The sequence below is a fragment of the Streptomyces sp. NPDC048258 genome (assembly GCF_043201995.1).
Classification (GTDB): Bacteria; Actinomycetota; Actinomycetes; order Streptomycetales; family Streptomycetaceae; genus Streptomyces.
In genome coordinates this window covers 228,839-250,588 of record NZ_JBICZH010000013.1, presented here as the reverse complement: position 1 = coordinate 250,588, position 21,750 = coordinate 228,839, and the positions used below count along the sequence as shown (strand labels likewise).

Annotated in this window: 20 protein-coding genes and 1 tRNA gene; 11 read left to right on the top strand and 10 right to left on the bottom strand. The window is 74.4% G+C overall.

Going from position 1 to position 21,750, the window contains the following annotated elements:
- Positions 1-177: 177 nt before the first annotated feature.
- Positions 178-1,488, top strand: a complete 1,311-nt coding sequence (locus ACGFYQ_RS27960) for a M14 family zinc carboxypeptidase (protein ID WP_393748511.1) — start codon at positions 178-180, stop codon at positions 1,486-1,488.
- A 349-nt stretch (positions 1,489-1,837) separates the two neighbouring features.
- On the opposite strand, the gene ACGFYQ_RS27955 is transcribed toward ACGFYQ_RS27960, so the two are convergent.
- Both ACGFYQ_RS27955 and ACGFYQ_RS27950 read right to left on the bottom strand, forming a co-directional pair.
- Entirely contained in the window at positions 1,838-2,347 is a 510-nt protein-coding gene (locus tag ACGFYQ_RS27955) for a GNAT family N-acetyltransferase (RefSeq protein ID WP_393748509.1), read from the bottom strand.
- A 51-nt stretch (positions 2,348-2,398) separates the two neighbouring features.
- Positions 2,399-2,962, bottom strand: coding sequence for an FHA domain-containing protein (locus ACGFYQ_RS27950; RefSeq protein WP_393748507.1), 564 nt, complete (start codon positions 2,960-2,962; stop codon positions 2,399-2,401).
- A 110-nt stretch (positions 2,963-3,072) separates the two neighbouring features.
- Here ACGFYQ_RS27950 and treZ point away from each other — a divergent pair, with 110 nt between their 5' ends.
- A complete protein-coding gene (gene treZ, locus ACGFYQ_RS27945) occupies positions 3,073-4,821 on the top strand; it encodes a malto-oligosyltrehalose trehalohydrolase (RefSeq protein ID WP_393748505.1) in 1,749 nt (582 codons plus the stop codon).
- 19 nt (positions 4,822-4,840) lie between these two features.
- Here the strand turns inward: treZ and ACGFYQ_RS27940 are convergent, their stop codons facing one another.
- On the bottom strand, positions 4,841-6,004 hold the full coding sequence (locus ACGFYQ_RS27940; RefSeq protein WP_393748503.1) for a M24 family metallopeptidase: 1,164 nt from the start codon (positions 6,002-6,004) through the stop codon (positions 4,841-4,843).
- The gene (locus tag ACGFYQ_RS27935) at positions 6,001-6,846 is read right to left on the bottom strand and encodes a LysR family transcriptional regulator (RefSeq protein WP_393748501.1); all 846 of its coding nucleotides are present in this window, start codon (positions 6,844-6,846) and stop codon (positions 6,001-6,003) included. The genes ACGFYQ_RS27940 and ACGFYQ_RS27935 overlap by 4 nt, the downstream gene beginning before the upstream one ends.
- A gap of 87 nt (positions 6,847-6,933) precedes the next feature.
- On the opposite strand from ACGFYQ_RS27935, the gene ACGFYQ_RS27930 reads away from it, so the two are divergent.
- The 3 genes from ACGFYQ_RS27930 to ACGFYQ_RS27920 all read left to right on the top strand — a co-directional run bounded on the left by ACGFYQ_RS27930 (position 6,934) and on the right by ACGFYQ_RS27920 (position 8,650).
- Positions 6,934-7,716 carry a hypothetical protein gene (locus tag ACGFYQ_RS27930; RefSeq protein WP_393748499.1) on the top strand — a complete coding sequence of 261 codons (783 nt, stop codon included), beginning with the start codon at positions 6,934-6,936 and terminating at the stop codon, positions 7,714-7,716.
- Positions 7,717-7,790: 74 nt separating this feature from the next.
- Positions 7,791-7,863 (top strand) — tRNA-His (locus ACGFYQ_RS27925).
- Positions 7,864-7,945: 82 nt separating this feature from the next.
- Positions 7,946-8,650, top strand: a complete 705-nt coding sequence (locus tag ACGFYQ_RS27920) for a hypothetical protein (RefSeq protein ID WP_393748497.1) — start codon at positions 7,946-7,948, stop codon at positions 8,648-8,650.
- On the opposite strand, the gene ACGFYQ_RS27915 is transcribed toward ACGFYQ_RS27920, so the two are convergent.
- Positions 8,637-10,697: a phosphocholine-specific phospholipase C gene (locus ACGFYQ_RS27915; RefSeq protein ID WP_393748495.1), complete on the bottom strand. Its 2,061-nt coding sequence runs from the start codon at positions 10,695-10,697 to the stop codon at positions 8,637-8,639. The two genes, ACGFYQ_RS27920 and ACGFYQ_RS27915, sit on opposite strands and share 14 nt — an antisense overlap.
- 298 nt (positions 10,698-10,995) lie before the next feature.
- On the opposite strand from ACGFYQ_RS27915, the gene ACGFYQ_RS27910 reads away from it, so the two are divergent.
- From ACGFYQ_RS27910 to ACGFYQ_RS27890, 5 genes are read left to right on the top strand one after another with little or no spacing between them, the layout of a single operon-like run.
- Positions 10,996-12,018, top strand: coding sequence for a 3-oxoacyl-ACP synthase III family protein (locus ACGFYQ_RS27910; RefSeq protein WP_393748493.1), 1,023 nt, complete (start codon positions 10,996-10,998; stop codon positions 12,016-12,018).
- A complete protein-coding gene (locus ACGFYQ_RS27905) occupies positions 12,015-12,758 on the top strand; it encodes a glycosyltransferase (protein WP_393748491.1) in 744 nt (247 codons plus the stop codon). The genes ACGFYQ_RS27910 and ACGFYQ_RS27905 overlap by 4 nt, the downstream gene beginning before the upstream one ends.
- Complete coding sequence (locus tag ACGFYQ_RS27900; RefSeq protein WP_393748489.1) at positions 12,758-14,233, top strand: class I adenylate-forming enzyme family protein; 1,476 nt, start codon at positions 12,758-12,760, stop codon at positions 14,231-14,233. The genes ACGFYQ_RS27905 and ACGFYQ_RS27900 overlap by 1 nt, the downstream gene beginning before the upstream one ends.
- Positions 14,230-15,318, top strand: a complete 1,089-nt coding sequence (locus ACGFYQ_RS27895; RefSeq protein WP_393748487.1) for a cytochrome P450 — start codon at positions 14,230-14,232, stop codon at positions 15,316-15,318. The genes ACGFYQ_RS27900 and ACGFYQ_RS27895 overlap by 4 nt, the downstream gene beginning before the upstream one ends.
- Complete coding sequence (locus ACGFYQ_RS27890) at positions 15,315-16,235, top strand: NAD-dependent epimerase/dehydratase family protein (RefSeq protein WP_393748485.1); 921 nt, start codon at positions 15,315-15,317, stop codon at positions 16,233-16,235. Before ACGFYQ_RS27895 ends, ACGFYQ_RS27890 begins: the two co-directional genes overlap by 4 nt.
- A 36-nt stretch (positions 16,236-16,271) precedes the next feature.
- On the opposite strand, the gene ACGFYQ_RS27885 is transcribed toward ACGFYQ_RS27890, so the two are convergent.
- The 4 genes from ACGFYQ_RS27885 to ACGFYQ_RS27870 all read right to left on the bottom strand — a co-directional run bounded on the left by ACGFYQ_RS27885 (position 16,272) and on the right by ACGFYQ_RS27870 (position 19,542).
- Positions 16,272-16,517 (bottom strand): acyl carrier protein, encoded by a 246-nt coding sequence (locus ACGFYQ_RS27885; protein WP_393748483.1) that lies wholly within the window; start codon positions 16,515-16,517, stop codon positions 16,272-16,274.
- Positions 16,518-16,562: 45 nt separating this feature from the next.
- Entirely contained in the window at positions 16,563-17,585 is a 1,023-nt protein-coding gene (locus tag ACGFYQ_RS27880; protein ID WP_393748481.1) for a beta-ketoacyl-ACP synthase III, read from the bottom strand.
- Between the two features lie 11 nt (positions 17,586-17,596).
- A complete protein-coding gene (locus ACGFYQ_RS27875; RefSeq protein ID WP_393748479.1) occupies positions 17,597-18,670 on the bottom strand; it encodes an AvrD family protein in 1,074 nt (357 codons plus the stop codon).
- Between the two features lie 131 nt (positions 18,671-18,801).
- Positions 18,802-19,542, bottom strand: coding sequence for an AAA family ATPase (locus ACGFYQ_RS27870; protein WP_393748477.1), 741 nt, complete (start codon positions 19,540-19,542; stop codon positions 18,802-18,804).
- Between the two features lie 246 nt (positions 19,543-19,788).
- Between ACGFYQ_RS27870 and ACGFYQ_RS27865 the strand changes: the two genes are divergently transcribed.
- Entirely contained in the window at positions 19,789-20,841 is a 1,053-nt protein-coding gene (locus tag ACGFYQ_RS27865) for an alpha-hydroxy acid oxidase (RefSeq protein ID WP_393748475.1), read from the top strand.
- A gap of 161 nt (positions 20,842-21,002) precedes the next feature.
- Here ACGFYQ_RS27865 and ACGFYQ_RS27860 read toward each other — a convergent pair whose 3' ends face one another.
- Positions 21,003-21,593 (bottom strand): TetR/AcrR family transcriptional regulator, encoded by a 591-nt coding sequence (locus ACGFYQ_RS27860; RefSeq protein WP_393748473.1) that lies wholly within the window; start codon positions 21,591-21,593, stop codon positions 21,003-21,005.
- Positions 21,594-21,750: the final 157 nt, after the last annotated feature.

Here is a 21,750-nt window from a genome sequence, read left to right as displayed (position 1 = left end):
GCCCGGGCCCCTGGGGCTCCGCCCCAGACCCCGCGCCTCAAACGCCGGCGGGGCTGAAATTGCCTGCGGGCAATCCAGCCCCGCCTGCTCCCAGCCTCGCCGGCGATTGAGGCGGTCGGGGGCGGGGCCGGGGGAAGTGCGGGGGCCGCGGAGCAGTAGGCGGGGGGTGCGGCGGGCATGGCATCCCTTGTGACCCTCCTCCGTGACATGTGCTACCCCACACCGCGCGAACTCGCCCTGGCCGCCCGCGCACTCGCGGACGAACACCCCCGCGAGGTACGGCTCCGTCAGGCCGGCACCTCGCGGGCCGGGCAGCCCCTCTGGCTGCTCACCATCGAAGCCGTCGGCCCGGCAGGGGCCAGGCCCGGGGCCGGACGGAACGTCCTCGTCGTCGCCGGGGCCCACGCCAACGAGCCCGTCGGCGGCGCCACCGCCCTCGCCCTCGCCCGTCGCCTCCTGCACGAGCCGGCCCCCCGCGCGGGCTGCGGCTGGCACTTCCTGCTCTGCGCCGACCCGGACGGCGCTGACCTGCACCGCACGCCCCGCCCGTACTCGCTCCTCGACTACCACCGGCACTTCTTCCGGCCCCCAGGGCCCGAACAGCCCGAGTGGGCGCCGTCCATACTGGCCGCGGACCGGCTGCCGCCCGAGACCCTGGCCCTGACCGCCCTCATCGACGAACTCCGGCCCGTCCTCCAGGTCTCCCTGCACGCCACCGACCTCGGCGGCTCCTGGGTCCAGCTCACCCGGGACGTACCCGGCCTCGCCGAGCCCTTCGGCAAATCGGCCGCGGAGCTGCGCATCCCGGTGGAGAACGGGGCCTCGGACGCCGCCGGCTGGCCCTCCCCCGGGCCCGGGATCTTCGTGATCCCGCAGCCGGGGAGCGAGGCCGCCGGGGCCTTCCACCCCGAGGACACCCGGCTCAGCACCTGGTACCACGCCCACCGGTACGCCGGAACCACCGCGATCGTCGAAGTCCCCATGTGGGCCTCCGACCTGGTGGACGACCCGGCCCCGCACCCCGACCCGCGCCGCGCCCTGCGGATGCTGGCCGCGCGGCTCGACGGCGACACCGCGCTCGTCGCCGGTGTCCGGGCCGGGATCCCGCCCGGGCCGCCGCCGTACGCGGACCCGGCCGCGGCGGCCCTGCTGCGCGCGGTCGACTGGACGCTCGCGCTGATCCCCCGGATCATCACGGAGTGGACCGGCGACGCGGCTCCCACCGAGGCCACGGCGGCGTACATCGCCAGCATCGACGCCTTCGGGCGGCGCATGTCGCTGCGCGCCGCCGCGATGCTGCTGCGGGTGATGCGCGCGCAGGGCCACCCGGCGGCGCCCGGGCTGGACCGGCTGGTCACGGGGTGGTGCGAGGACTTCGCGGCCCGCTTCCAGGCCCGCTGGGTCCCGGTGGCCACCCAGGTGGAACACCAGTCCCGTACCGTCCTCGCCACGTACGAACGCCTCACGGCGGCCGAGCGGGCCGGCTAGTAGTGCTTTGTCGGGTTCCGCTGACCAGGGGCGATGCGACGGGGCTGGCGCTTTGGCAGCGGCGGGCCGACGCCCTCAGCCGCAGGTCGCAGGCATAGCCCGGCGCCGCCGAGTGAGGGTGCCGGGGGCCGAAGCCCAGACCCGACAAAGCACTACTAGGTCCTGTCCGGGCGATGTTCGTAGGTCGGCCCGCGTGGTCTGGTGCGGTGCATCGCAAGGCGGTGGGGGCACCTCCCAGCGGTAGCTGGGGGACCTCGCAGCTCGTACTTGGTCGTACTTGCGCGATGCGACAACGCGGCGAGGTGCCGTGCCAGGCCGCGCGGGCCCGCGAAGATCGCCCGGACAGGACCTAACGCACGGGCAGGCCGTACCGGCGCTTGGGCAGGCCGGTGGCGCCGAGCCGGTCGTAGAACCGGATCGCGCCCTCGTTCCAGTCGGGGGTCTGCCACTGCACCTGGTCGAGGCCGAGCTCGCGGGCGAGGTCCCGTACGCCGTCCATCAGGGCGGCGCCGAGCCCGTGGCCGCGGGCGTCCTCGGCCAGGTAGAGGCAGTCCATGTGGAGGTAGTGCCGGGCGTCCCAGAAGGCGAACTCGGCCGAACAGGCGGCGTATCCGGCGACCGCGCCGTCCGGGGTCTCGGCGAGCAGCACCCACAGCCGGGAGTTCTCGGCGAACAGCTGCGGCCCGAGCCGCTCGGCGAGGTCCGGCGGCCGCGGGGCCGACTTCTCGTACGCGACGTGCTCGTGGATGAGTTCGACCAGGCGGGGCAGGTCCCCGACGCGTGCGCGGCGCACGACAGGTATCTGTTCCGTACGGTGCTCCGGCCGGTGTTCCGAGCTGCGTCCCATGCTGTGTTCCATGCCCGCCATCCTGGGCCACGGCGCGGCGCACCGGCCGGCCGCCCTGGGGCCTCAGCTCGACGAGAGCCGGAAGGACATCTTCCCGAAGCTGACCTGGTCGCCGTCCCGGACCACCGCGGAGCCCGTCACGCGACGCCCGTTGACCGTGGTGCCGTTGGTGGAGCCGAGGTCCTTGAGCACCCACATCCCGCCCTGCAGGCTGAGCTCCGCGTGCGCGCGCGAGACGGTCTCGTGGCTGAGCCTCAGCCCGTTGCCGGGGTCGCGGCCGATCCGCAGGGCCGCCGCGCTGGGGTGCGGCAGCAACAGCTTGGGCAGCTTCTCGGCGGCCCAGGCGCGCCGGACGCCCACCGAGACGGCGGAGACCCGCCCCACCCAGCCGAACAGCCGACGGGTCCACGGGCTTTCGGCGCCCTCGCGCGCTTGGAGGTCGGCGGTGAGGACGGCCAGGTCCTCGGAGCGGCGGGCGACCAGGGCGAGTTCCATCCGGCGCAGGAACGTGTCATGGGACAGCTTTCCGAGGGCAGCGCCCTCGCGGAGCTGGCCCAGCGCCCGGTCGCGCTCGGCGTCGGACAGCCGCGGCGCGGGGAAGGGTGGGAACTCAAAACTCGACGTCACAGGGTGATTGTCGGCCCGTCGGGGCCGGAGTGTCCAGAACTCCCCCGCCACGCCCGGAATGATGGGCAGGATACGCATGCTGGACACCGCCGGAGACGAGGGGAACGTCCGTGCAGTTCGAGGTGTGGGCACCGCTGACAGGTCATGTCGCCTTGCGACTCGACGACGCGACGTACGAGATGGCGCGCGATCCGGAGCGGGACGGCTGGTGGACCGCGCAGGCCCCGGCCGCCGACGGGAGCCGGTACGGGTTCCTGCTGGACGGCGACGCCGCTCCACGCCCGGACCCGCGCGGCCGACGGCTCCCGGACGGGCCCGACGGCCTGTCGGCGGTGGTCGACTTCGAAGCCTTCCCCGCGCCGGGGGCCGGCGTGCCGCGCACCCCGCTCCAGGACGCCGTCCTGTACGAGCTGCACATCGGCACCTTCACCCCCGAGGGGACCTTCGACGCCGCGGCCGCCCGCCTCGGGCACCTCACCGCCCTCGGTGTCACGCACGTGGAGCTGATGCCCGTCTGTCCCTTCCCCGGCCGGCACGGCTGGGGGTACGACGGGGTCGCCCCCTGGGCGGTGCACGAACCGTACGGCGGCCCGGCCGGGCTGGCCCGCTTCACGGCGGCCGCGCACGCCGCGGGGCTGGGGGTGGTGCTGGACGTGGTCCACAACCACCTCGGCCCCTCCGGCAACCACCTGCCCGCCTACGGCCCGTACTTCACCGACACCCACCACACCCCCTGGGGTGCGGCGGTGAACCTGGACGCGCCCGGCTCCGACGAGGTGCGCGCGTACCTCCTGGGCAGCGCGCTGGCCTGGCTGCGCGACTACGGCATCGACGGGCTGCGGCTGGACGCCGTGCACGCGCTGGCCGACGGGCGGGCCCTGACCTTCCTGGAGGAGCTGGCCGCGGCTGTGGACGAACTGGCGGCCGAGACGGGGCGGCCGCTGTTCCTGATCGCCGAGTCCGACCGGTGCGACCCGCGCACCACCGCCCCGCGCGCGGACGGGGGCCTGGGCCTGCACGCCCAGTGGAACGACGACTTCCACCACGCCCTGCACTGTGCGCTGACCGGTGAGTCCCAGGCGTACTACGCCGACTTCGCCGAGGCCCCGCTGGCCGCCCTCGCCAAGACCCTGACCCGGGCCTTCTTCCACGACGGGACCTGGTCCTCGTTCCGCGGCCGCACCCACGGCAGGCCGGTGGACCGGCGCCGGACCCCGGCCCACCGCTTCCTCGGCTACGCCCAGACCCACGACCAGATCGGCAACCGGGCGCTCGGCGACCGGCTCGCCGCCTCCCTCTCCCCCGGGCTGCTGGCGTGCGCCGCGACGGTGGCGCTGACCGGTCCGTTCGTGCCGATGCTGTTCATGGGCGAGGAGTGGGGCGCGGGCACCCCGTGGCAGTACTTCACGGACCACCCCGATCCGGAGCTGGCCGAGGCGGTACGGACCGGCCGGCGCCGGGAGTTCGCGGCGCACGGCTGGAAGGCCGAAGAGATCCCCGACCCGCAGGACCCGGCCACCCGGGACCGCTCCTGCCTGGACTGGGCGGAGCCCGAGCAGGCCGGGCACGCCCGCCTGCTGGCCTGGTACCGCACCCTCGTCACGCTGCGCCGCGGCCATCCGGACCTGCGCGACCCGGACCTGGCCGCGGTCCGGGTCGCCCACGACGAGGAGCGGCGCTGGCTCACCTTCCGGCGGGGCGACGTACGGGTGGCCGTGAACCTCTCCCCGGAGCCGGCCACGATCGCGCTCGGCCGCAACGGGGTGCGGGTGCTGGCCGCCTGGGAGCCGCTCGAACACCCGGGCCCGGACGGGCGGATCCACCTGCCGGGCGAGTCGGCGGTCGTGCTGGGCCCGTGACCGCTCGACGCCGCCCCCGCTACTCGACGACCGCCAGCTCGCGCGGCGCGTTGTTGAAGCGCCGCACGCCGTCCCCGGTGACGGTCACGATGTCCTCGATGCGGACGCCGAACCGGCCGGGCAGGTAGATGCCCGGCTCCACGGAGAAGCACATGCCGGGGACGAGGGGCTGTTCCTCGCCCTCGACCATGTAGGGCGGCTCGTGGGTGGTGACGCCGATGCCGTGGCCGGTACGGTGGATGAAGCGGTCGCCGTAGCCGAACTCGGTGATCACGGCGCGGGCCGCACGGTCGACCTCTTGGCAGGTGACGCCCGGCCGGGCCGCCGCCACGCCCGCCTGCTGGGCCTCGCGGACGATGTCGTGGACGCGCTGCTCCTCGGCGCTCGGCTCGCCCACGTGCACGGTGCGGGAGATGTCGGAGCCATAGCCGTAGCGCAGCCCGCCGAAGTCGAGGACCACCATGTCACCGTGCTGGATGACCCGTTCGCCCGCCTCGTGGTGCGGGTTGGCCCCGTTGGGTCCGGACCCGACGACCGTGAAGTCGACCTGGCCGTGGCCGTGCACGCGCAGCAGGGCGGCCAGTTCGGCGGCGACCTCGGTCTCCCTCCGCCCGGCGAAGGGGAGATGGAGGATCTGCGCGTAGGCGGCGTCGGCGGCCGCGCCCGCCGCCGCGAGGCGCTCCAGCTCCCGCTCGTCCTTCACGGCGCGCAGCATGGGCAGGGCGTCGGTGAGCGGGACGTAGGACGTGGTGGGCAACTCCCTTTGCAGTCCGAGGAGATGGAGGGCCCAGGTGTTGTCGCTCACCCCGAAGCGACCCACCGCGTCCAGCAGCGGGGCGGTCACCGTGTACGGGTTCTTCCCGTCGGTCCAGTCCCGCAGGGTCAGCGCGGCGGCGCCGGGGGCCTTGGCCGCGTCGGGGGCTTCCAGGGTGGGCACGACGAGCACCGGTTCCTGCCCGGCGGACAGCACGAGCAGGGTGAGCCGCTCGGTCTCGGCGGTGGGGCGGTAGCCGGTGAGGTGCGTGAGGTCGGGCCCGGGGGCGATCAGTAGTCCGGCGAGGCCCGCGTCGGCGGCGGTCTCGGCGGCCGCGGCCATCCGGGCGGCGTAGTCGTCGGCGGTGAAGGGGGCGGGGCCGGCGGTGGAGGAGGAGGCGCCGGCGGCGTGGTCCGTGTCATCGGTCATACGGGTGATCCTGCCGTGAGCCGCGCGGCGAGCGCAGCGGCCGCGCCGGTCGGGGCGCCGGGCGAGAGCAGTTCCGTACGGTGCACCAGGCGGGGCGCGGACAGCGGTACGGCGTGCCCTGCCGCGGCGGCTTCGGCGACGCGGCGCGGCAGCAGCACCAGGCCGTGCCCGGCGGCGGCGAGGGCGCACAGGGCGAGCACGTCGGTGCCGTCGTAGCGGGCGCCGGTGCGGGCGGCGGTCAGCGGCAGGCCGACCCCGGGGGCGTCGAGCCAGCGGGCGTCGGCCAGGTCGTCCAGCCGGACGCCGGCCCGCCCCGCGAAGGGGTGCCCGTCGGGCAGCAGGACGGCCAGTTCCTCCTCGCCGACGCCCGTCACGGTGAGCGGGGCCACGTCGGGCAGCCGCAGCGGATCGCTGGGCGCGGCCGGGCCGTCGACGAGGCCGAGGTCGCAGCCCCCGGTGGCGACGGCGGCGGGCACCTCGGCCGGGGGCAGCACCCGCAGGGTGACCCCGGTGGCGGGCAGGGCCGCGAGCAGCCGGGGGCCGACGGCGAGCGGGGACGCGGCGAGGGTGATCCGCCCGGGCGGCGCGGCGGCCAGCCGCAGGACGTCGGCCCTGGCGGCGTCGAGCCGCAGCAGCAGCGGTCCGGCGTGCTCCAGCAGGCGCGCCCCGGCCGGGGTGGGTGCCACGGGCCGGCGCGTGAGCAGCTCGGTCCGCAGGTCTCCCTCCAGCGCGGCGATGTGCTGGGACACGGCGGACTGGGTGTAGCCGAGCTCGCGGGCGGCGGCGGAGAAGGAGGCGAGGCGGGCCACGGCGACGAAGGTGCGGAGCAGGTGCGGGTCCATACGTCCAGGGTCCCATCAGGACGGCTTATCGATCCAGCAGGAACAATCGTTGGCGCTGAAGTGGGTCCCGGGATCAGGATGAACGGCATGACCACCGCATCGATCGCCCGGATCGCCCTCGTCGGCGACCGCTCCGCGCATGTGAAGTCCCACACCCGCATCCCGCTCCTCCTCGACGCCCTCGCCTCCCGGGACGGGCTCGTCCTCGACGCCTGCTGGATCCCCACCGGCGACGCCGGGGCCGGGGCCGCCGCCGGGACACTGGCCCGCTTCGACGCGGTGTGGGTGCTGCCCGGCAGCCCGTACGTCAGCGAGGCCGGGGTGCTGGCCGCGATCCGGGTGGCCCGGGAGGAGGGCATCCCCTTCCTCGGGACCTGCGGCGGCTTCCAGCACGCCCTGCTGGAGTACGCCCGTACGGTCTGCGGGCTCGACGGGGCCGCGCACGCCGAGAACGCCCCGGGGGCGGCCGACCCGGTGATCACACCGCTGGCCTGCTCGCTCGTCGGGCACGAGGGCCTCGTACGGGCCGAGCCGGGCTCGCTCGCCGAGTCCGCGCTGGGCGCGGAGCGTTCGATGGAGCGATACCACTGCAATTACGGACCCTCGCCCCGCCACCTGCCGGCGCTCGCCGCGCACGGGCTGCGGCTCTCGGGCCACGACGAGGACGGGCAGGTGCGGATCGCCGAGCTGCCCGGCCACCCCTTCTTCCTCGCCACGCTCTTCCAGCCGGAACTGCACGGGGACGGGACGAGGCCGCACCCGATCGTCCGGACCTTCGCCGCGGCCGCCGTCGCGCACGCCACCCGCCGCACGGGCGGAGTCACCGGCCGGCTCGCCGCCACCCTGGCCGGCAGCCGGTCCGCCGGATAACGCGTCGCGGGACCACCCCTCTGATCGGCTATGCTGTGCTTGCACATCGAACGGGTGGTCCGCCGCCCTTCGTGGTGGGTGTAGCTCAGTTGGTAGAGCACCTGGTTGTGGTCCAGGTGGCCGCGGGTTCAAGTCCCGTCACTCACCCTTTCGGTCCCGTGGGGGGTACGAGGTTTTCCTCGTACCCCCCACGGGCTTTTCGTGCGCCCGCCCGGCCTACGATCACCCCGTGGAACCGACATCGCGCACAGAGCCGCTGATCATGGGTGGTTCGTTCCCGCGGGCCGACGGCGCCGTGCACCCGCACCATCCCCGGTCGTACGAGATCGGCGACCCGGCGGAGGCCTCCGAGGTCCGGGCCCTGCAGCCGCCCCACCGCGAGGACGGCGCCGACGAGTTCGAGTGCATGTGCTGGGAGGACTCGGGGCGGGTGGTCGTCACCCCAGAGTGGATCCGGCTGCTCGACCCGCTGTCCCCGGACGGCATCCCGGCCCGGCACCGGGCCCGGTGGGCGGCCGCGGCGCCCGAGGGGCTGCGGGCGTACGCCGAAGCCCTCGCCGCGGGCGAGGAGGAACCGGACCTGCCGCGCGGGGTGCCGCTCGGCGTGGTGTTCAGCTGGCTGGGCGCCGTACGGAAGGAACCCCGGGACGCGGCGTGGCTGCTCGCCGAGCGGGGTCCGTGGCGGCTGCTGGCCGGGGCGGCCACCGGGGAACTGGCGTGGGCCGTACGGGAGACGGACCGGGCCGGGCTGGAGGGCGCCGTGCGGTTCTTCGCGAGCGAGGAGTTCACCACCCGCCACCCGAAGCGGCGCCGGGTCGCGGACACCGCCCGCGACCTGCTGCTCCGGCACGCCCGCAGCCACCGCCCCAAGGACCTCCCGGTCCTGGAACGGCGGCTGCTGCGCGCACCGGAGGACCGGGTCAGACGGTCTTGATCGCCGGGTCGGAGATGCCCGGGGCGCCCGTCTCCACGTGGCCGGCGAACCGGCGCAGGAAGGTGGCGTCCGCGTCGGAGACGACCTTGACGTCGTACCAGCGGCCCGTCGTGCGCAGGTCCACCGTGTGGGAGACCGTGGCGCCGGGGTTGACCCTGAAGGTCTGGGCCGCGCCGCCGTAGGCGTTGGTCACCGTGAGGTTGACCGCCGCCGCGCCGGGGTTGGTCAGGGTCAGGGCCAGGTTGCCGGTGGCGTCCACGTGGCGGGCCGTGACCTCGGGGCCGGCCTTCTTCGCCGGGCCCTTCCAGGTGCGCAGGAAGCCGTTCGGGCCCCACACGGTGAGGTTGATCTGGTTGCCGGTGGAGCTGCTGGTGCTCCAGGTGTCCGAGAGGGTCTTGCCCGCCTCGACCGAGTAGGGCCAGGGGCCGTCCGTACGGTTGCCCGAGGTGCTGTGGAAGTGGGCGCCGAGGGCGGGACCGCTGGCGAAGGTCAGGGTGAACTTGCCGGTGGAGAAAGTGGCCTTGCCGTCCACGTACGGGCTGTAGCCCAGGGCGCGGGTCGGCTTGGAGCCGGCCTCCTGCTTGGGCAGGGTGCCCGTGGCCGGCGGGGTCGGGTGGTAGGACGGGTGGCGGTCCTTGTCCGGCGGGACGTACCCGGCCGTGGAGGGCAGGGCGGCGGGCGCGGTGTCCGCCTGGGTGAAGTCGAACGCCGAGGTCAGGTCTCCGCAGACCGCGCGGCGCCAGGGGGAGATGTTGGGCTCCTGCACGCCGAAGCGCTTCTCCATGAAGCGGATCACCGAGGTGTGGTCGAAGGTCTCGGAGCAGACGTAGCCGCCCTTGCTCCACGGGGAGACCACGATCATCGGGACGCGCGGGCCGAGCCCGTACGGGCCGGCCGCGTAGCCGCCGCCACCGGCGTACAGGTCCTTGGACACGTCCGCCGTGGACAGGCCCCAGGCCGAGGAGGTGGGCGGGTACGGCGGGACGACGTGGTCGAAGAAGCCGTCGTTCTCGTCGTAGGTGATGAACAGGGCGGTCTTCGCCCACACCGCCGGGTTCGCGGTCAGCGCGTCCAGGACCTGCGAGATGTACCAGGCGCCGAAGTTCGTCGGCCAGTTGGAGTGCTCGCTGAACGCCTCGGGGGCGGCGATGTAGGAGACCTGGGGCAGGGCGCCGTTCACCACGTCGGCGCGCAGCTTGTCGAAGTACCCTTCGCCCGCCTTGGCGTTGGTGCCGGTACGCGCCTTCTCGTACAGCGCGCTGCCGGGCTGGGCGTTGCGGTAGGTGTTGAAGTACAGCAGCGAGTTGTCGCCGTAGTTGCCGCGGAACGCGTCGTTGATCCAGCCCCAGGAGCCGGCCGCGTTCAGGCCGTCGCCTATGTCCTGGTAGACCTTCCAGGAGACGCCTGCCGACTCCAGGCGCTCGGGGTAGGTCTTCCAGCCGTAGCCGGCCTCCTGGTTGCCCAGGACCGGGCCGCCGCCGGTGCCGTCGTTGCCCGTGTAGCCCGTCCACATGTAGTAGCGGTTGGGGTCGGTGGCGCCGATGAAGGAGCAGTGGTAGGCGTCGCACACGGTGAAGGCGTCGGCGAGGGCGTAGTGGAACGGGATGTCGTTCCGGGTCATGTACGACATGGTCGTGGCCGTCTTGGCCGGGACCCATTTGTCGTACTTGCCGTTGTTGTACGCCTGGTGGCCGCCGGCCCAGTCGTGGTTCAGGCCCTCGAGGAACTGCATCCCGAGGTCCGCCACCTGCGGGTTGAAGGGCAGGATGTCCTTCGTCCCGTTGGACTGGTAGAAGACGGACTTGCCGTTGTCCTGGACGACCGGCCGCGGGTCGCCGAAGCCGCGTACGCCCTTCATCGCCCCGAAGTAGTGGTCGAAGGACCGGTTCTCCTGCATGAGGACGACGATGTGCTCGATGTCCTGGATCGTGCCGGTGGTGCCCTGCGCCGAGATGGCGGCGGCCCGCGCGATGCTGTCGTTCAGCATCGCCATGGCGGCGGTGCCGCCGGCGATCTGCAGGAACCTGCGACGGTTGAGCTCTGTCATGGGAGACGACCTCTGGGGGTGAGGGGGAGTCGAGGGGCGCCCCAAGGACAGCGGTCCCGGGGTACCGGACGGAGATCCTTGTCTGACACCTGGCCGTACAGCCGGAGAACGGAAGGATCGCTCCCGGACGGGCCGCGCGGCTGGCGAAGACGGTAGGGGAACCACCCGTCACACAACAGCCCCCGGAGTCGGTCCACTTCGGGGGCGGTGCACTGGCCGTGGTACTCATTCCGGCCCGTGCACCGATCTGAGCATCCGTACTCAGGCCCGGGAGATGGCGGCTTGTCATCGTGTGGGCATGTCCTTTCAGCCAAGTGACCCAGGGCCGCGCGCCGGGATAACCGCCGTCGGCAGCCTGCTGCCCGAGACGGTCCTGTCCTCGGACTCCCTCCAGCGGGAGGTGGCCCGCCGCAGCGGCCTCACCCTGCCGCCGACGCTGCTGACGCAGGCCACCGGAATCGTCTCCCGCCGCGTCGCGGGCGAGGGGGTGTACGCCTCCACGCTCGCCGTGGGCGCCGCGCGCCGGGCCCTGGACGCCGCCGGCCTGTGCCCCCTCGACATCGACCTGCTGGTCTTCGCGTCCGCCTCCCGCGACATGGTGGAGCCCGCCACCGCGCACATCGTGCAGGCGGAGCTGGGATCGCGGGCGCACGCGGTGGACGTCACCAACGCCTGCAACAGCTTCGTGAACGGGGTCGACCTCGCCCGGTCGATGGTCCTGGCCGGGCGGGCCCGGCGGGCCCTGGTGGTCACCGGGGAGACCCCGAGCCGGGCGGTGCGGAAGGATCCCGCCGACTTCGCCGAGTTCCGCAGCGGCTTCGCCGGCTACACCTTCGGCGACGCGGGGGCGGCGGTGGTCGTGGAGGCCGTGGAGCGCGGCGGGATCCTCGACGTGGACACCGAGACCCACTCCGGGCACTGGGAGGTCGGGGGCATCCCGGGCGGCGGTTCACGGCACCCGCGCGGGGACGCGTACACCTACTTCCGCGGCGACGGGCACGAACTGCGCGGTGTCTTCGAGAAGGTGGGCACCGCCGTCATCGACCGGACGCTGCACCGGACGGGGATGGACTGGGACGGCTTCGCCAAGGTGCTGGTGCACCAGGTGACGGTGCCGTACCTGGAGCGGTTCGCGGAGCTGACCGGGGTACCGGCCGGGAAGCTGGTGGTGACGGTGCCCGAGCTCGGCAACATCGCGAGCGCGGGCATCGGGGTGCAGCTGGACCGGGTGTTCGGGGAACTGGAGCCGGGGGAAAGGGTGTTGTTCGTCGGCCTCGGCGGCGGGATCAGCATCATGACCATGGTCTGGGAGAAGTCGTGAGCGGCCCGATGTGGGTGGTCGTGCCCGCGCACGAGGAGGAGGTCCGCCTCGCGCAGACGCTGCGGGCCCTCGCCGCGCAGCGGGACCGGGACTTCACCCTGCTGGTCGTCGACAACGCCTCGGCGGACCGGACGGGCGCCATCGCCCGGGAGTTCGCGGCGGGCGCGCCGTTCCCGGTGGAGGTGATCGAGGAGCCGGAGAAGGGGGTCGGCTCCGCCGTGGACACCGGTTTCCGGTACGCGATCGGGCGGGGCGCGGCCCTGCTCGCGCGCACGGACGCCGACTGCCTGCCCCGCCCCGGCTGGACGGGCGCCGCCCGCGCCGCCCTCACGGTGAGCCCCGGGCTGGTGTGCGGGCGGATCACCGCCCGGCGCGACGAGCACGGCCCGCTGGGCCGGGCCGGTTTCGGCCTGCTCGTGGCGCTCGCCGCGCTCTTCGGGCGGCTGCGGCCCCAGCACTCCCGCAAGAACGGCTTCCGGGCCCCGTACCGCATGCACGCCGGGAACAACATGGCGATCACCGCCGAGCTGTACCTGGCGGTCGGCGGCATGCCCCGGCGCCCCTCGCCGACCGACCGGCTCTTCCTCAACGCCGTACGCCGCCACACCGACCGGATCGTCCACTGCCGGCACATGGTCGTGGAGAACTCCACGCGACGCCTCCGGGCCTACGGGATCGCGGGCACGGCCCGCTGGTACCTCGACCAGGGCAGCGGCTGCCACGGAACGGACCCCCGCTGATGCTCGACCGTCTCGACCACGCACTGCGCGGCCGCCCCGAGCGGCCCGCCGTACTCGCCTCCACCCGTACCGGCTCGCCCCGGGTCCGGGCCACCCGCGGCGAACTCGCCGAGCTGTCCGACGCGTTCGCCGCCGCCCTGCACGCCCGCGGACTGCGCTCCGGGGACACCGTGGGCGTCGCCGTACGGCCCGGGCCGCGGGCCCTGGCCGTGCTGCTCGCGCTGTGGCGGCTCGGGCTGCGCGGGGCCGTGCTCGACCCGGGCGCGGGGCCCGACGTGCTGCGCGCCCGGCTCGCCCTGGCCCGGCCCTCGCTGGTGCTGGCCGACGCGGCCGCGCAAGCGGTGGCGGGCTGGGCCCGGCCGCTGGCCCGCCGGGCGCGGCTCGCGCTGCCGGACCTGGCCGAGCTGGGCCCGGTGGCCACCGTCGGGCGCCGGCTGCCGGGCTGCGCGCCCGCGCTGGACCTGGCGGCGCCCCGATCGGGCGTGCCCGCGTACGGGGACCACGACGGCGACGCGGTGATCGTGTTCACCTCGGGGACCACCTCCCGGCCGCGCGCCGTGGTCCACACCCGGTCGAGCCTGGCCGCCGGGATGGACACGGTCTGCGCCCTGTTCGACGCGGCCCCGGACCGGCCCGTGCTCGGCGGTACGTTCTTCGTCCTCGTCCCCTCCCTCACGCGCGGCGCCCCCGTCGCCCTGCCGGCCCGGGACCCCCGGGTACTGGCCCGCCAGCTGCACCGGCTGCGCCCCCAGGACACCTATCTGACCCCACCCGCGCTGCGGGACGCGCTGGGCGCGGGCGCCCGCTTCCACGGCCGGGTCTGGACGGGCTCGGCCCCGGCCTCGGCCGGGCTGCTGGAACGGGTGCGGGCGGCGGGCGCGGCGCAGGCGTGGGGGGTGTACGCGCTCACCGAGCTGTTTCCGGCCGCCGCGGTCGAAGCGCGGGAGAAGTCCGCCTTCGACGGCCCGGGCGACCTGGTGGGCGCCCCGCTGCCCGGCGTCACCGCGAAGCCCGACGCGGACGGGCAGCTGCTCCTGTCCGGGGCCGCGGCCCGTCACCGCTACCTGGGCGAGGAGCCCGACGCGTGGGTCCGTACGGGCGACCGGGCGCGGCTGGACGGCTCGGGCCGGATCGTCCTCGAGGGCAGGGCCAAGGACATGGTGCTGCGCCGGGCGGAGAACATCTACCCGGGTCTGTACGAACCCGCCCTGCACGTACCGGGGGTGGAGCTGGCCCTGCTCGTCGGGATCCCGGCGGGCGAGGGTGACGAACGGGTCGTCGCCGTCGTGCAGCCGGGGCGGGGCGTACGTGAACCCGCGCTGCGCGCCGCGCTGTCGGGCCCGCTGCGGCGGATGGGCACCGCCCGACCCGACGCGCTGCTGTTCGCCCGGATCCCGCTGTCGGGGCGTTCGCGCAAACCGGACCGGGCGGCGACGGCGGCCCTGGCGGCCCGACGCCTGGGCGGATCGTCATGAGGGGGCAGGTGCGGGCCCGCAGGCGCGACCGGCGGGTCTACCTCGGCGCGCATCCGCTGCTGTTCGCCCTGCTCGCCGCCACGCGCGGGCGGCCCGTGCGCCGGCTCGGCCGGACCGTGCTGGTGCACGACGCGGACGCCTACCGCCAGGCGCTGACCCGGCTCCCGCTCGACCGTACGGCGGCGGGGACGACGGGCGGTGCGGCGCGCTCAGCGCTGCGGGGCGGTCAGGGCGTGCTGTTCGACCAGGAGGGCGGGGAGCACCGGGCGGAGCGGCGCGGGCTCGCGGGCGGGCTCGGCGCGGATGGGGTGGAGGAACTGCGCGCGGTGTGGCGGCCGTTGCTCGTACGCCGCCTCGCGCCGCTCGCTCACGGCGCCGAGGTGGACCTCGTCGGGCTGGCGCGGGAGCTGGCCGGGTCGGTGGTGTGCGCCCTGCTGGGCTGCGACGCCGATCCGCGGGTGCTGGCGGAGGCGGCCGGCGAGGCCGCGGCCGCCTCCGTACGCAGTCACCTGCCGGGCCCGCGCCGCCCGGGCGCCGAGGCCGAGGCCGCGCGCTGCGCGGAGCGGCTGCGACGGCTGCTCGGCGTGGGTGACGACGCCCTGTCCGCGATGGTGGCGGTCGCCGCCGTCAACACCACCGTCGCCGCGCTCCCCCGGGCCGTGGCCTGGTGTGCCGACGCGGGCCTGTGGGACCAGGCCGCCGACGAGGCGCTGCGCCCGGTGCTGGCCGACGAGTTGCTGCGGGTCACCGCGGCCTCGCCGCTGCTGCCCAGGGTGGCCGCGGCGGACGGGACGGTCGGGGGCTGCCCGGTGCGCGGCGGCGACCGGCTCCTGCTGGTGACCCGGCACGCCGCCCGGGCGCACCGGCGCGACCCGGACGCCCTCCGGCCGGCCGGTCCGGGTACCGCCCGGCTGGTGTTCGGAGCCGGACCGCACGCCTGTCCCGGGGCCCGGCTGGCCCGCGTACAGCTGGCCGATGTCCTCGGGGCGCTGGCCCCGTACCGGCCGGTGGTGACCCGGGCCCGGGTGGACCGGCGGGCGGCCCTGCCCGGCTGGCGTTCGCTGACCGTACGGGCGGGGTCGTGATCGCGGGCGGGGCCGTGATCGCGGTCACGGGTGCCAGTGGCTTCTGCGGCGGGCACGTCGCGCGCGCGGCCGCGGCGGGCGGGGCGCAGGTGGTGTGCCTGGGCCGCAGACCGGGCCCCGTGGGCGAACACCGCTTCTGGGACGCCGCGTCGGGCGGACCGGATCTCTCGGGTGTGGACGTGGTGGTGCACTGTGCGGCGGCGGTGGGTGATCCGGCGCCCGGCTCGCGGGCCGAGGCGTCGATGCGCGCGGTCAACGTGGACGGTACGGAGCGGCTGCTCCGGGCGGCGGGCGGGCGTCCGGTGGTCTGGGTGAGCAGCGCCAGCGTCTACGACCCGCGCCGCGACCGGAGTCTGGTGGCCGAGGACCATCCGCGCGGCGGGCAGCTCAACGCGTACGGGCGGACCAAGGCGGCGGGCGAGGCCCTGGCGCTGGCCGCGGGCGCGGTGGTGCTGCGGCCGCGGGCCGTCTACGGGCCCGGGGACACTCAGTTGCTGCCCCGGCTGCTCTCGCGGGTCCGGGCCGGGACCCTGCTGCTGCCGGGGCCGGACGTCCGGCTGAGCCTGACGGCGGTGGAGAACCTCGCCGACGCCGCTCTGGCGGCGGCGCTCTGGCCCCCGGGCGCCTACAACGTGGCGGACGCCGAGCCGTACGGCCGCGACGAGGCCGTACGGGAGGTCCTGCGGGCCCACGGCGTGCGGGCCCGGATCCGGCACCTGCCGCTGGGGGTGGCCCGTACGGCGGCCCGGGTCGCGGAGGCCCTGGCGAGGGCGGGCGCGGGCGCCGAACCGGCGCTGAGCCGCTACGCGGTGGACCAGCTCGCCCACTCGGTGGTCCTGGACACGGGCAGGGCCCGGTCCCGGGGCTGGAGCCCGGGCCGGACCCTGGAGGACCACCTCCGGTCGGTGCGGAGGTGAGCGGGCCCGCCGGACGGGCGGCCCGGGACGCGGGGGTCAGACCGCGAGCGGGGCGTCCTTGCGCAGCAGGAGTCCGGCGGTGTTCTCGATGGTGCCGGCCGCCTCGATCTCCCAGTCGCTCACCTGGACCCCGTACCGCTGGGTGAGGGACACCGCGAGCTCGACGAGGACCAGGGAGTCCAGGTCCATCGCCGCGAACTCGGCGGTGGGGCCGACCTCTTCGGCGGGAACGAGGAACTTCTCGCTCAGGACCTCGCACATGTACTGGACTACGGCGTTCATGAAAGCTCTCTCCGTGGTGTGGGTGAGACGGGTGCGTGAGGTGGCTCAGGCGGCCGGGACGTCCGGCCAGACGAGGGCGGTCGACCCCCAGGTGAGTCCGCCGCCGAAGGCGGTCATCAGCACCCGGTCGCCGGGCCGCAGCGTCTTGGCGTCGCAGCCGTCGGCGAGGGCCAGCGGGATGGAGGCGGCCGAGGTGTTGCCCACCCGGTCCAGGTGCACGGCGACGCGGTCCCGGTCGATCCCGATCCCGTCGGCGAGGGCGTACAGGATGCGGACGTTCGCCTGGTGGCCGACGAACCGGTCGACGGACGCGGCCGACCAGCCGACACGGTCGAGCAGCGTCGCGGCCGACTCCCCCATCCTGGTCACCGCGTGGGCGAAGACCTGCCGGCCCCGCATGGTGAACCAGGTGTCCGCGGGCTCGCTCCCGGGTCGTGCCGAGCGCTGCCGCGAGCCGCCGGCCGCCATGCTGATCAGGTCCTCGTGCCGGCCGTCGCTGCCGAGGTCGAAGCCGAGGAGCGCGCCGGGCTCGGCCGGGTCCCCGGCCTCCAGGACCACTGCGCCCGCGCCGTCGCCGAAGATCACCGAGGTGCTCGGGTCGGTCGGGTCGAGGATGGTCGAGTAGGTCTCCGCGCCGATGACCAGGACGCGCCGGGCCGTGCCCGTGGCGATCAGTCCGGCTCCGTTGGCCAGGGCGTAGACGAAGCCGGAGCAGACGGCGGACACGTCGAAGGCGGCCACGACCCCGAGTCCGAGACGGGCCGCGACGGCCGGGGCGGTCCCCGGGATCGGGTGGTCGGGCGTACTGGTCGCCAGGATCACCGCGTCCACCCGGTCGAGTCCGGCGGACCGCAACGCGCGGGCGCCCGCCTCGACGGCGAGTTCCGAGGTGGCCGTGCCCGGGTCGGCCCAGAACCGCTGCCGGATACCGGTGCGGGTGCGGATCCAGTCGTCCGTGGTGCCGAGGCGCAGGGCCAGTTCCTCGTTGCCGACGGCGCGTGGGGGGAGGAAGGCTCCCAGGCCCTTGAGGACCGCCGCACGGCCGGCCGGTGCGTGCATGCTGTGCATGTCAGCGCCTCTCATGTGCGGGGCAGCCGGTGGGCGACCGAGCAGCGCAGCCGCAGGCCCCCGAGGGTGCCCACGACGTCCGCGCGCCGCCAGACGTCGCCGCTGGACGTGCGCAGCAGCGCGCTGTCTGCGAGGTGGGCGGCGGCGTCCACGGCCCTCCCGTCCACCAGCGGTGGCGGCGGCCCGTGGGCCTCCAGCACGGCCGTGCGCATCCACAGCGTGCCGCTCTCCGCACGGCTGCCGCCGTCGAGTCGGTAGAGCAGCACCTGGCCCAGCTGGAGACCCACCACGAAGCTGTCGATCAGCGACAGGGCGGGCTGCCGGCGGCCTTCGATGCCGTGTCCCGCGGCGGTCGCGGCGGCCTCGGCGGAGCGGGACACGAGGCGCACCCGCGCCCGGGCCACCGGGCAGGCCGCGTACTCGCCTTTGCCTTCACCCTCGCCCTCGCCTGGGGACACGGACACGTCCTCTATGCGCTGGCTCCTGTGCTTGTATCCGGCGCCGAAGGGCCCCTGGCCGTCCTCGCCGCGCAGGTCGGCGAGCGGGCCCGCGAAGGGGGCGCCGGGCGCGCGGCCGGCCGGGTGGTCGATCTCGATCCGGGCCGTCAGCGTGCCGATGCGGCAGTCCATGGCCGTCACCAGCCGGTCCGCGGCGTCGGGCGAGGGCCGGACCTCGGCCGCGTGGGCACGGACCCCGAAGTCCGCGAGTTCCTCCTCTACGGGGGCCGATCCCGCCCTGATCCGGACCCGGCGCAGCCACGATCCGGCGCACTGCCCGGCGTCCAGGCCCCTGGCGTGCGCCAGGTACGTCTCCGTGAGGCGCACGCCGAGGACGAGGATGTCGACGGTGCTCAGGTGCGGCCGCTGGTCGGTGTCGCCCTTGCGGGACCAGTCGGCCGGGTAGGCGACCGAGGCGCGGCCGGTGATGTGGCCGGCGCCCTCGGCGTCGTACTCCGCGGCGATCTCCCGGATCCGGTGGACACCGCGCTTGAAGCCTTCGCCGAAGAACCTCCGGTCCCCCGGTCCCAGGTGGTCCTCGATGGAACCGGACTTCTCGTGACCGCGTCGTGCGGTGGTCGTGCTCATGGGTCATCCCCCTCCGATGACACGGGGCCTCCCTCCTGGTGTGTGGAGGGGCGGCCCACGTGTTGCTGGTGCTTCCCGCCGGTCGGGCGGGAGCGCCGGCCGAAGCCGAAGCCGAAGCCGACCGGAGCGCGTCAGCGCGCGGCCGGGACGCGGGCGGTGTCGACGCGGGCGGTTTCGACGCGTGCGGTTTCGATCCGGAAGTCCTGTCGGTCGTAGTCCAGCCGGGCCAGCTCGACCGCCTCGTCGGCGCTCATCACGGGATCGAGTCCGAAGAGCCCGGCGATGGTCCGCACGCGTTCGGGCAGGGTGCCGCCTACGACGTGGTACGGGATCTCCAGCTCGACCAGGGTGTCCAGGAGCATCCTGTCGATGTCGCCCCGGAAGCCGTCGTTCATCGGCCGGTGCCCGTCCGCCGCGATCGGCAGCTCGTGCCGCAGGTGCACGTACGCGTCGAAGGTGTCCTTCACGTGCTGCTTGAAGCACTGGCCGAACTGGTCGACGACGTCGGCGAAGAAACGCATCTCGGGGGTAGGGCGGGCCGCCGCGCCGGGCTCACGGTCCGCGGTGTCGTTCGGGTTCATCCCGTGGGTCACCCGGGCCGCACCGTAGAGCCACTCCTGCAGGGAGGAGCCGTCGGAAATGAAATGCTCGCCGAGCAAAGCCTCCTGGACGGCGCGGCCGGTGTGCCGGCGAATCATCAGCTGCAGGAATTCGGGCGGGGTCACTTCGGCCAGCGGTTTGCCGGGAAATGTCTCCGGCAGAATCTCCCTGATGGTTCGCGCCAATGTGCGCGGTATTCCCGTGTAGTGCGACAGCGCCATGACCGTCGACGTCTTGCCGGCCGAATAGGTGCCGGAAATGGCGATTCTCACCCTGTGCTGCCAACCTTAAGTATTGTCGTGCAATCCCCTGAGGCTCCGAGATGTGGTGCGGATACCGGGAGTTGAGCATGTCTGGACGCAGTGGCCGAATCACGAGGACCGGCGGTGAACGGATAGCGTCTCCCATTACAAGATTCAGCCAAGCATGCGGACCGAGCGATGTCAACAATCTGTTGAACTGACCCCGGGGCTCGCTTCGGCCGGCCAACTGATCCGAGGGACAAGGAGATTCACAACGTGATCAACCGGACAACTCTCAGCGTTCCGGAGCTTGAGGAAGCGGCACGCGACCGACTGGATTCCGCCGCCTACGACTTCTATTCGGCGGGTTCGGGCGAGGAGATCAGCCGCGACGAGGCCCATCGGGCCTGGCAGGAATACCGGCTGAAGCCGCGCATACTGCGCGATGTCTCCGAGCCGGACACGTCGGTCGGGATATTCGGCACGGAGCTGGCCTCCCCGGTGATCGCCGCCCCCACCGCCTTCCACTCCATGGCGGACCCGGAGGGCGAGGTGGCGACCGCCCGGGGCGTGGCCGGGGCCGGTTCGCTCCTGGTCCTGTCGTCCCGCGCCACGCGCGAGGTGGAGGACGTGGCGGCCGCGGCGGGACCGTGGTGGTTCCAGGTGTACGCCTTGCGCGACCGGGAGCTGACCCGCGAGCAGGTCGAGCGGGCCGCGGCGGCGGGCGCCCGGGCCCTGGTGCTGACCGTCGATGCCCCCTACGTGGCCGCCAAACCCCGCGTCCGGCGGCCGCTGCCGCTGTCCGCGCAGGACCGGCTCAGCCGCGACGTGGGCCTGGACACGCGCAGCAGCGCATGGGAACAGGACCCCTCGATCGGCCCGGAGACCATCGCCCGGCTCGCCCGGGAGTCCGGCCTTCCCGTGCTGGTCAAGGGCGTTCTGCGGCCGGACGACGCCACCGCGTGCGTCGAAGCGGGAGCGTCGGGCGTGATCGTCTCCAACCACGGCGGCCGCCAGCTGGACCGCTCCGTGTCCACGGCCGCCGCCCTGCCCGAGGTGGTCCGGGCGGTCGGCGACCGCGTCCCCGTCCTGGTCGACGGCGGGATCCACACCGGTACGGACGTACTGACCGCGCTGGCTCTCGGTGCGCGGGCCGTGCTGGTGGGGCGGCCCGTGCTGTGGGCCCTGGCCACCGGCGGCTCGGAGGGCGTCCGTTCGATGTTCGAGTCCTACCGGGCGGGCTTCGCCGAGTCCATGGCCTTGGCGGGTGCCGGGTCGGTGCGCGCGATCACGCCCGACCTGGTGGCTCCCCCGTACCGGGCCGGGTGACCGCGGGGCCGGCCCGGCCCGGGTCCCGTCCGGCCCGGCCTCGCCCCGCCCGGCCGGGGTCCCGTCCGACCCGACCCGGATCCCGTCCGACCCACCACTGGCCCCTGTCCCGGCTCCTGCCCCTGCCCCTGCCCCTGCCCCTGCCCCGATCGCGGTCGCGGTCAGCGGCCGGCCCCGGGCCCGGCCCCGGCCCCGCGCTCCGCGAAGGCCACCACGAAATCCCGCAGTTCGCCCTGGACCCGGTCCCCCTGCGCGTCCGGCCCCAGCGCCAGCCGGGTCAGCTGGGGCATCGCGCTCGCCCAGGCGCCGAGGCCGATCAGCGTGAGCAGCAGGTGCCCCGCCTCCTCGGCCGAGCAGCCGCTGGACTCCTCCAGCGCCTCGCACGCGCCGGTGTACCACTTGGACCTGGCCGGATTCTGCTCCACCAGCCCGTCGCGGTAGCTCAGCGCCTCGTGCATCAGCAGCCGGAGCAGGGTGGGGTCCTCGCGGTGGTAGTCGAAGACCCGGCCGACGTACTCGCCCACCGACCCCGTTCCCGGACGCACCTTCTCGGCGAGCTCCGTCATCGCCTGCGTGAGCACGACGCCGAAGAGCTCTTCCTTGTTGCCGAAGTGTCCGTAGATGCGCTGCTTGTTCACGCCGGCGTTCGCGGCGATACGGTCGACGCGCGCTCCGGCGACCCCGTACTCGGCGAACTCTGCTCTCGCTGCGTCGAGAAGGAGCTTCCTCGTCCGCGCGACGTCCCTTGTCATGGCGTCCAGCTTAATCCAAGCCAACTAAATGGTTGAGCATCCCGGAAACGCATGCCAATATGAGCCAACCAAAGAGTTGGTTGGCATCGTGGGGCCGCCGCCGCTCCGGCGACAGGACCATTTCCGGCCCCCTTGGATGAGCAATTCGTTCCGTTTG

What these genes read in the sequence shown, in the direction of transcription:
- ACGFYQ_RS27880 (WP_393748481.1), bottom strand. Translation starts at nt 17,585, where the DNA reads ATGCACAGCATGCACGCACCGGCCGGCCGTGCGGCGGTCCTCAAGGGC.
- ACGFYQ_RS27930 (WP_393748499.1), top strand. Translation starts at nt 6,934, where the DNA reads ATGACCACCGCATCGATCGCCCGGATCGCCCTCGTCGGCGACCGCTCC.
- ACGFYQ_RS27875 (WP_393748479.1), bottom strand. Translation starts at nt 18,670, where the DNA reads ATGAGCACGACCACCGCACGACGCGGTCACGAGAAGTCCGGTTCCATC.
- ACGFYQ_RS27935 (WP_393748501.1), bottom strand. Translation starts at nt 6,846, where the DNA reads ATGGACCCGCACCTGCTCCGCACCTTCGTCGCCGTGGCCCGCCTCGCC.
- ACGFYQ_RS27910 (WP_393748493.1), top strand. Translation starts at nt 10,996, where the DNA reads ATGTCCTTTCAGCCAAGTGACCCAGGGCCGCGCGCCGGGATAACCGCC.
- ACGFYQ_RS27915 (WP_393748495.1), bottom strand. Translation starts at nt 10,697, where the DNA reads ATGACAGAGCTCAACCGTCGCAGGTTCCTGCAGATCGCCGGCGGCACC.
- ACGFYQ_RS27900 (WP_393748489.1), top strand. Translation starts at nt 12,758, where the DNA reads ATGCTCGACCGTCTCGACCACGCACTGCGCGGCCGCCCCGAGCGGCCC.
- ACGFYQ_RS27885 (WP_393748483.1), bottom strand. Translation starts at nt 16,517, where the DNA reads ATGAACGCCGTAGTCCAGTACATGTGCGAGGTCCTGAGCGAGAAGTTC.
- ACGFYQ_RS27940 (WP_393748503.1), bottom strand. Translation starts at nt 6,004, where the DNA reads ATGACCGATGACACGGACCACGCCGCCGGCGCCTCCTCCTCCACCGCC.
- ACGFYQ_RS27895 (WP_393748487.1), top strand. Translation starts at nt 14,230, where the DNA reads ATGAGGGGGCAGGTGCGGGCCCGCAGGCGCGACCGGCGGGTCTACCTC.
- ACGFYQ_RS27960 (WP_393748511.1), top strand. Translation starts at nt 178, where the DNA reads ATGGCATCCCTTGTGACCCTCCTCCGTGACATGTGCTACCCCACACCG.
- ACGFYQ_RS27955 (WP_393748509.1), bottom strand. Translation starts at nt 2,347, where the DNA reads ATGGAACACAGCATGGGACGCAGCTCGGAACACCGGCCGGAGCACCGT.
- ACGFYQ_RS27860 (WP_393748473.1), bottom strand. Translation starts at nt 21,593, where the DNA reads ATGACAAGGGACGTCGCGCGGACGAGGAAGCTCCTTCTCGACGCAGCG.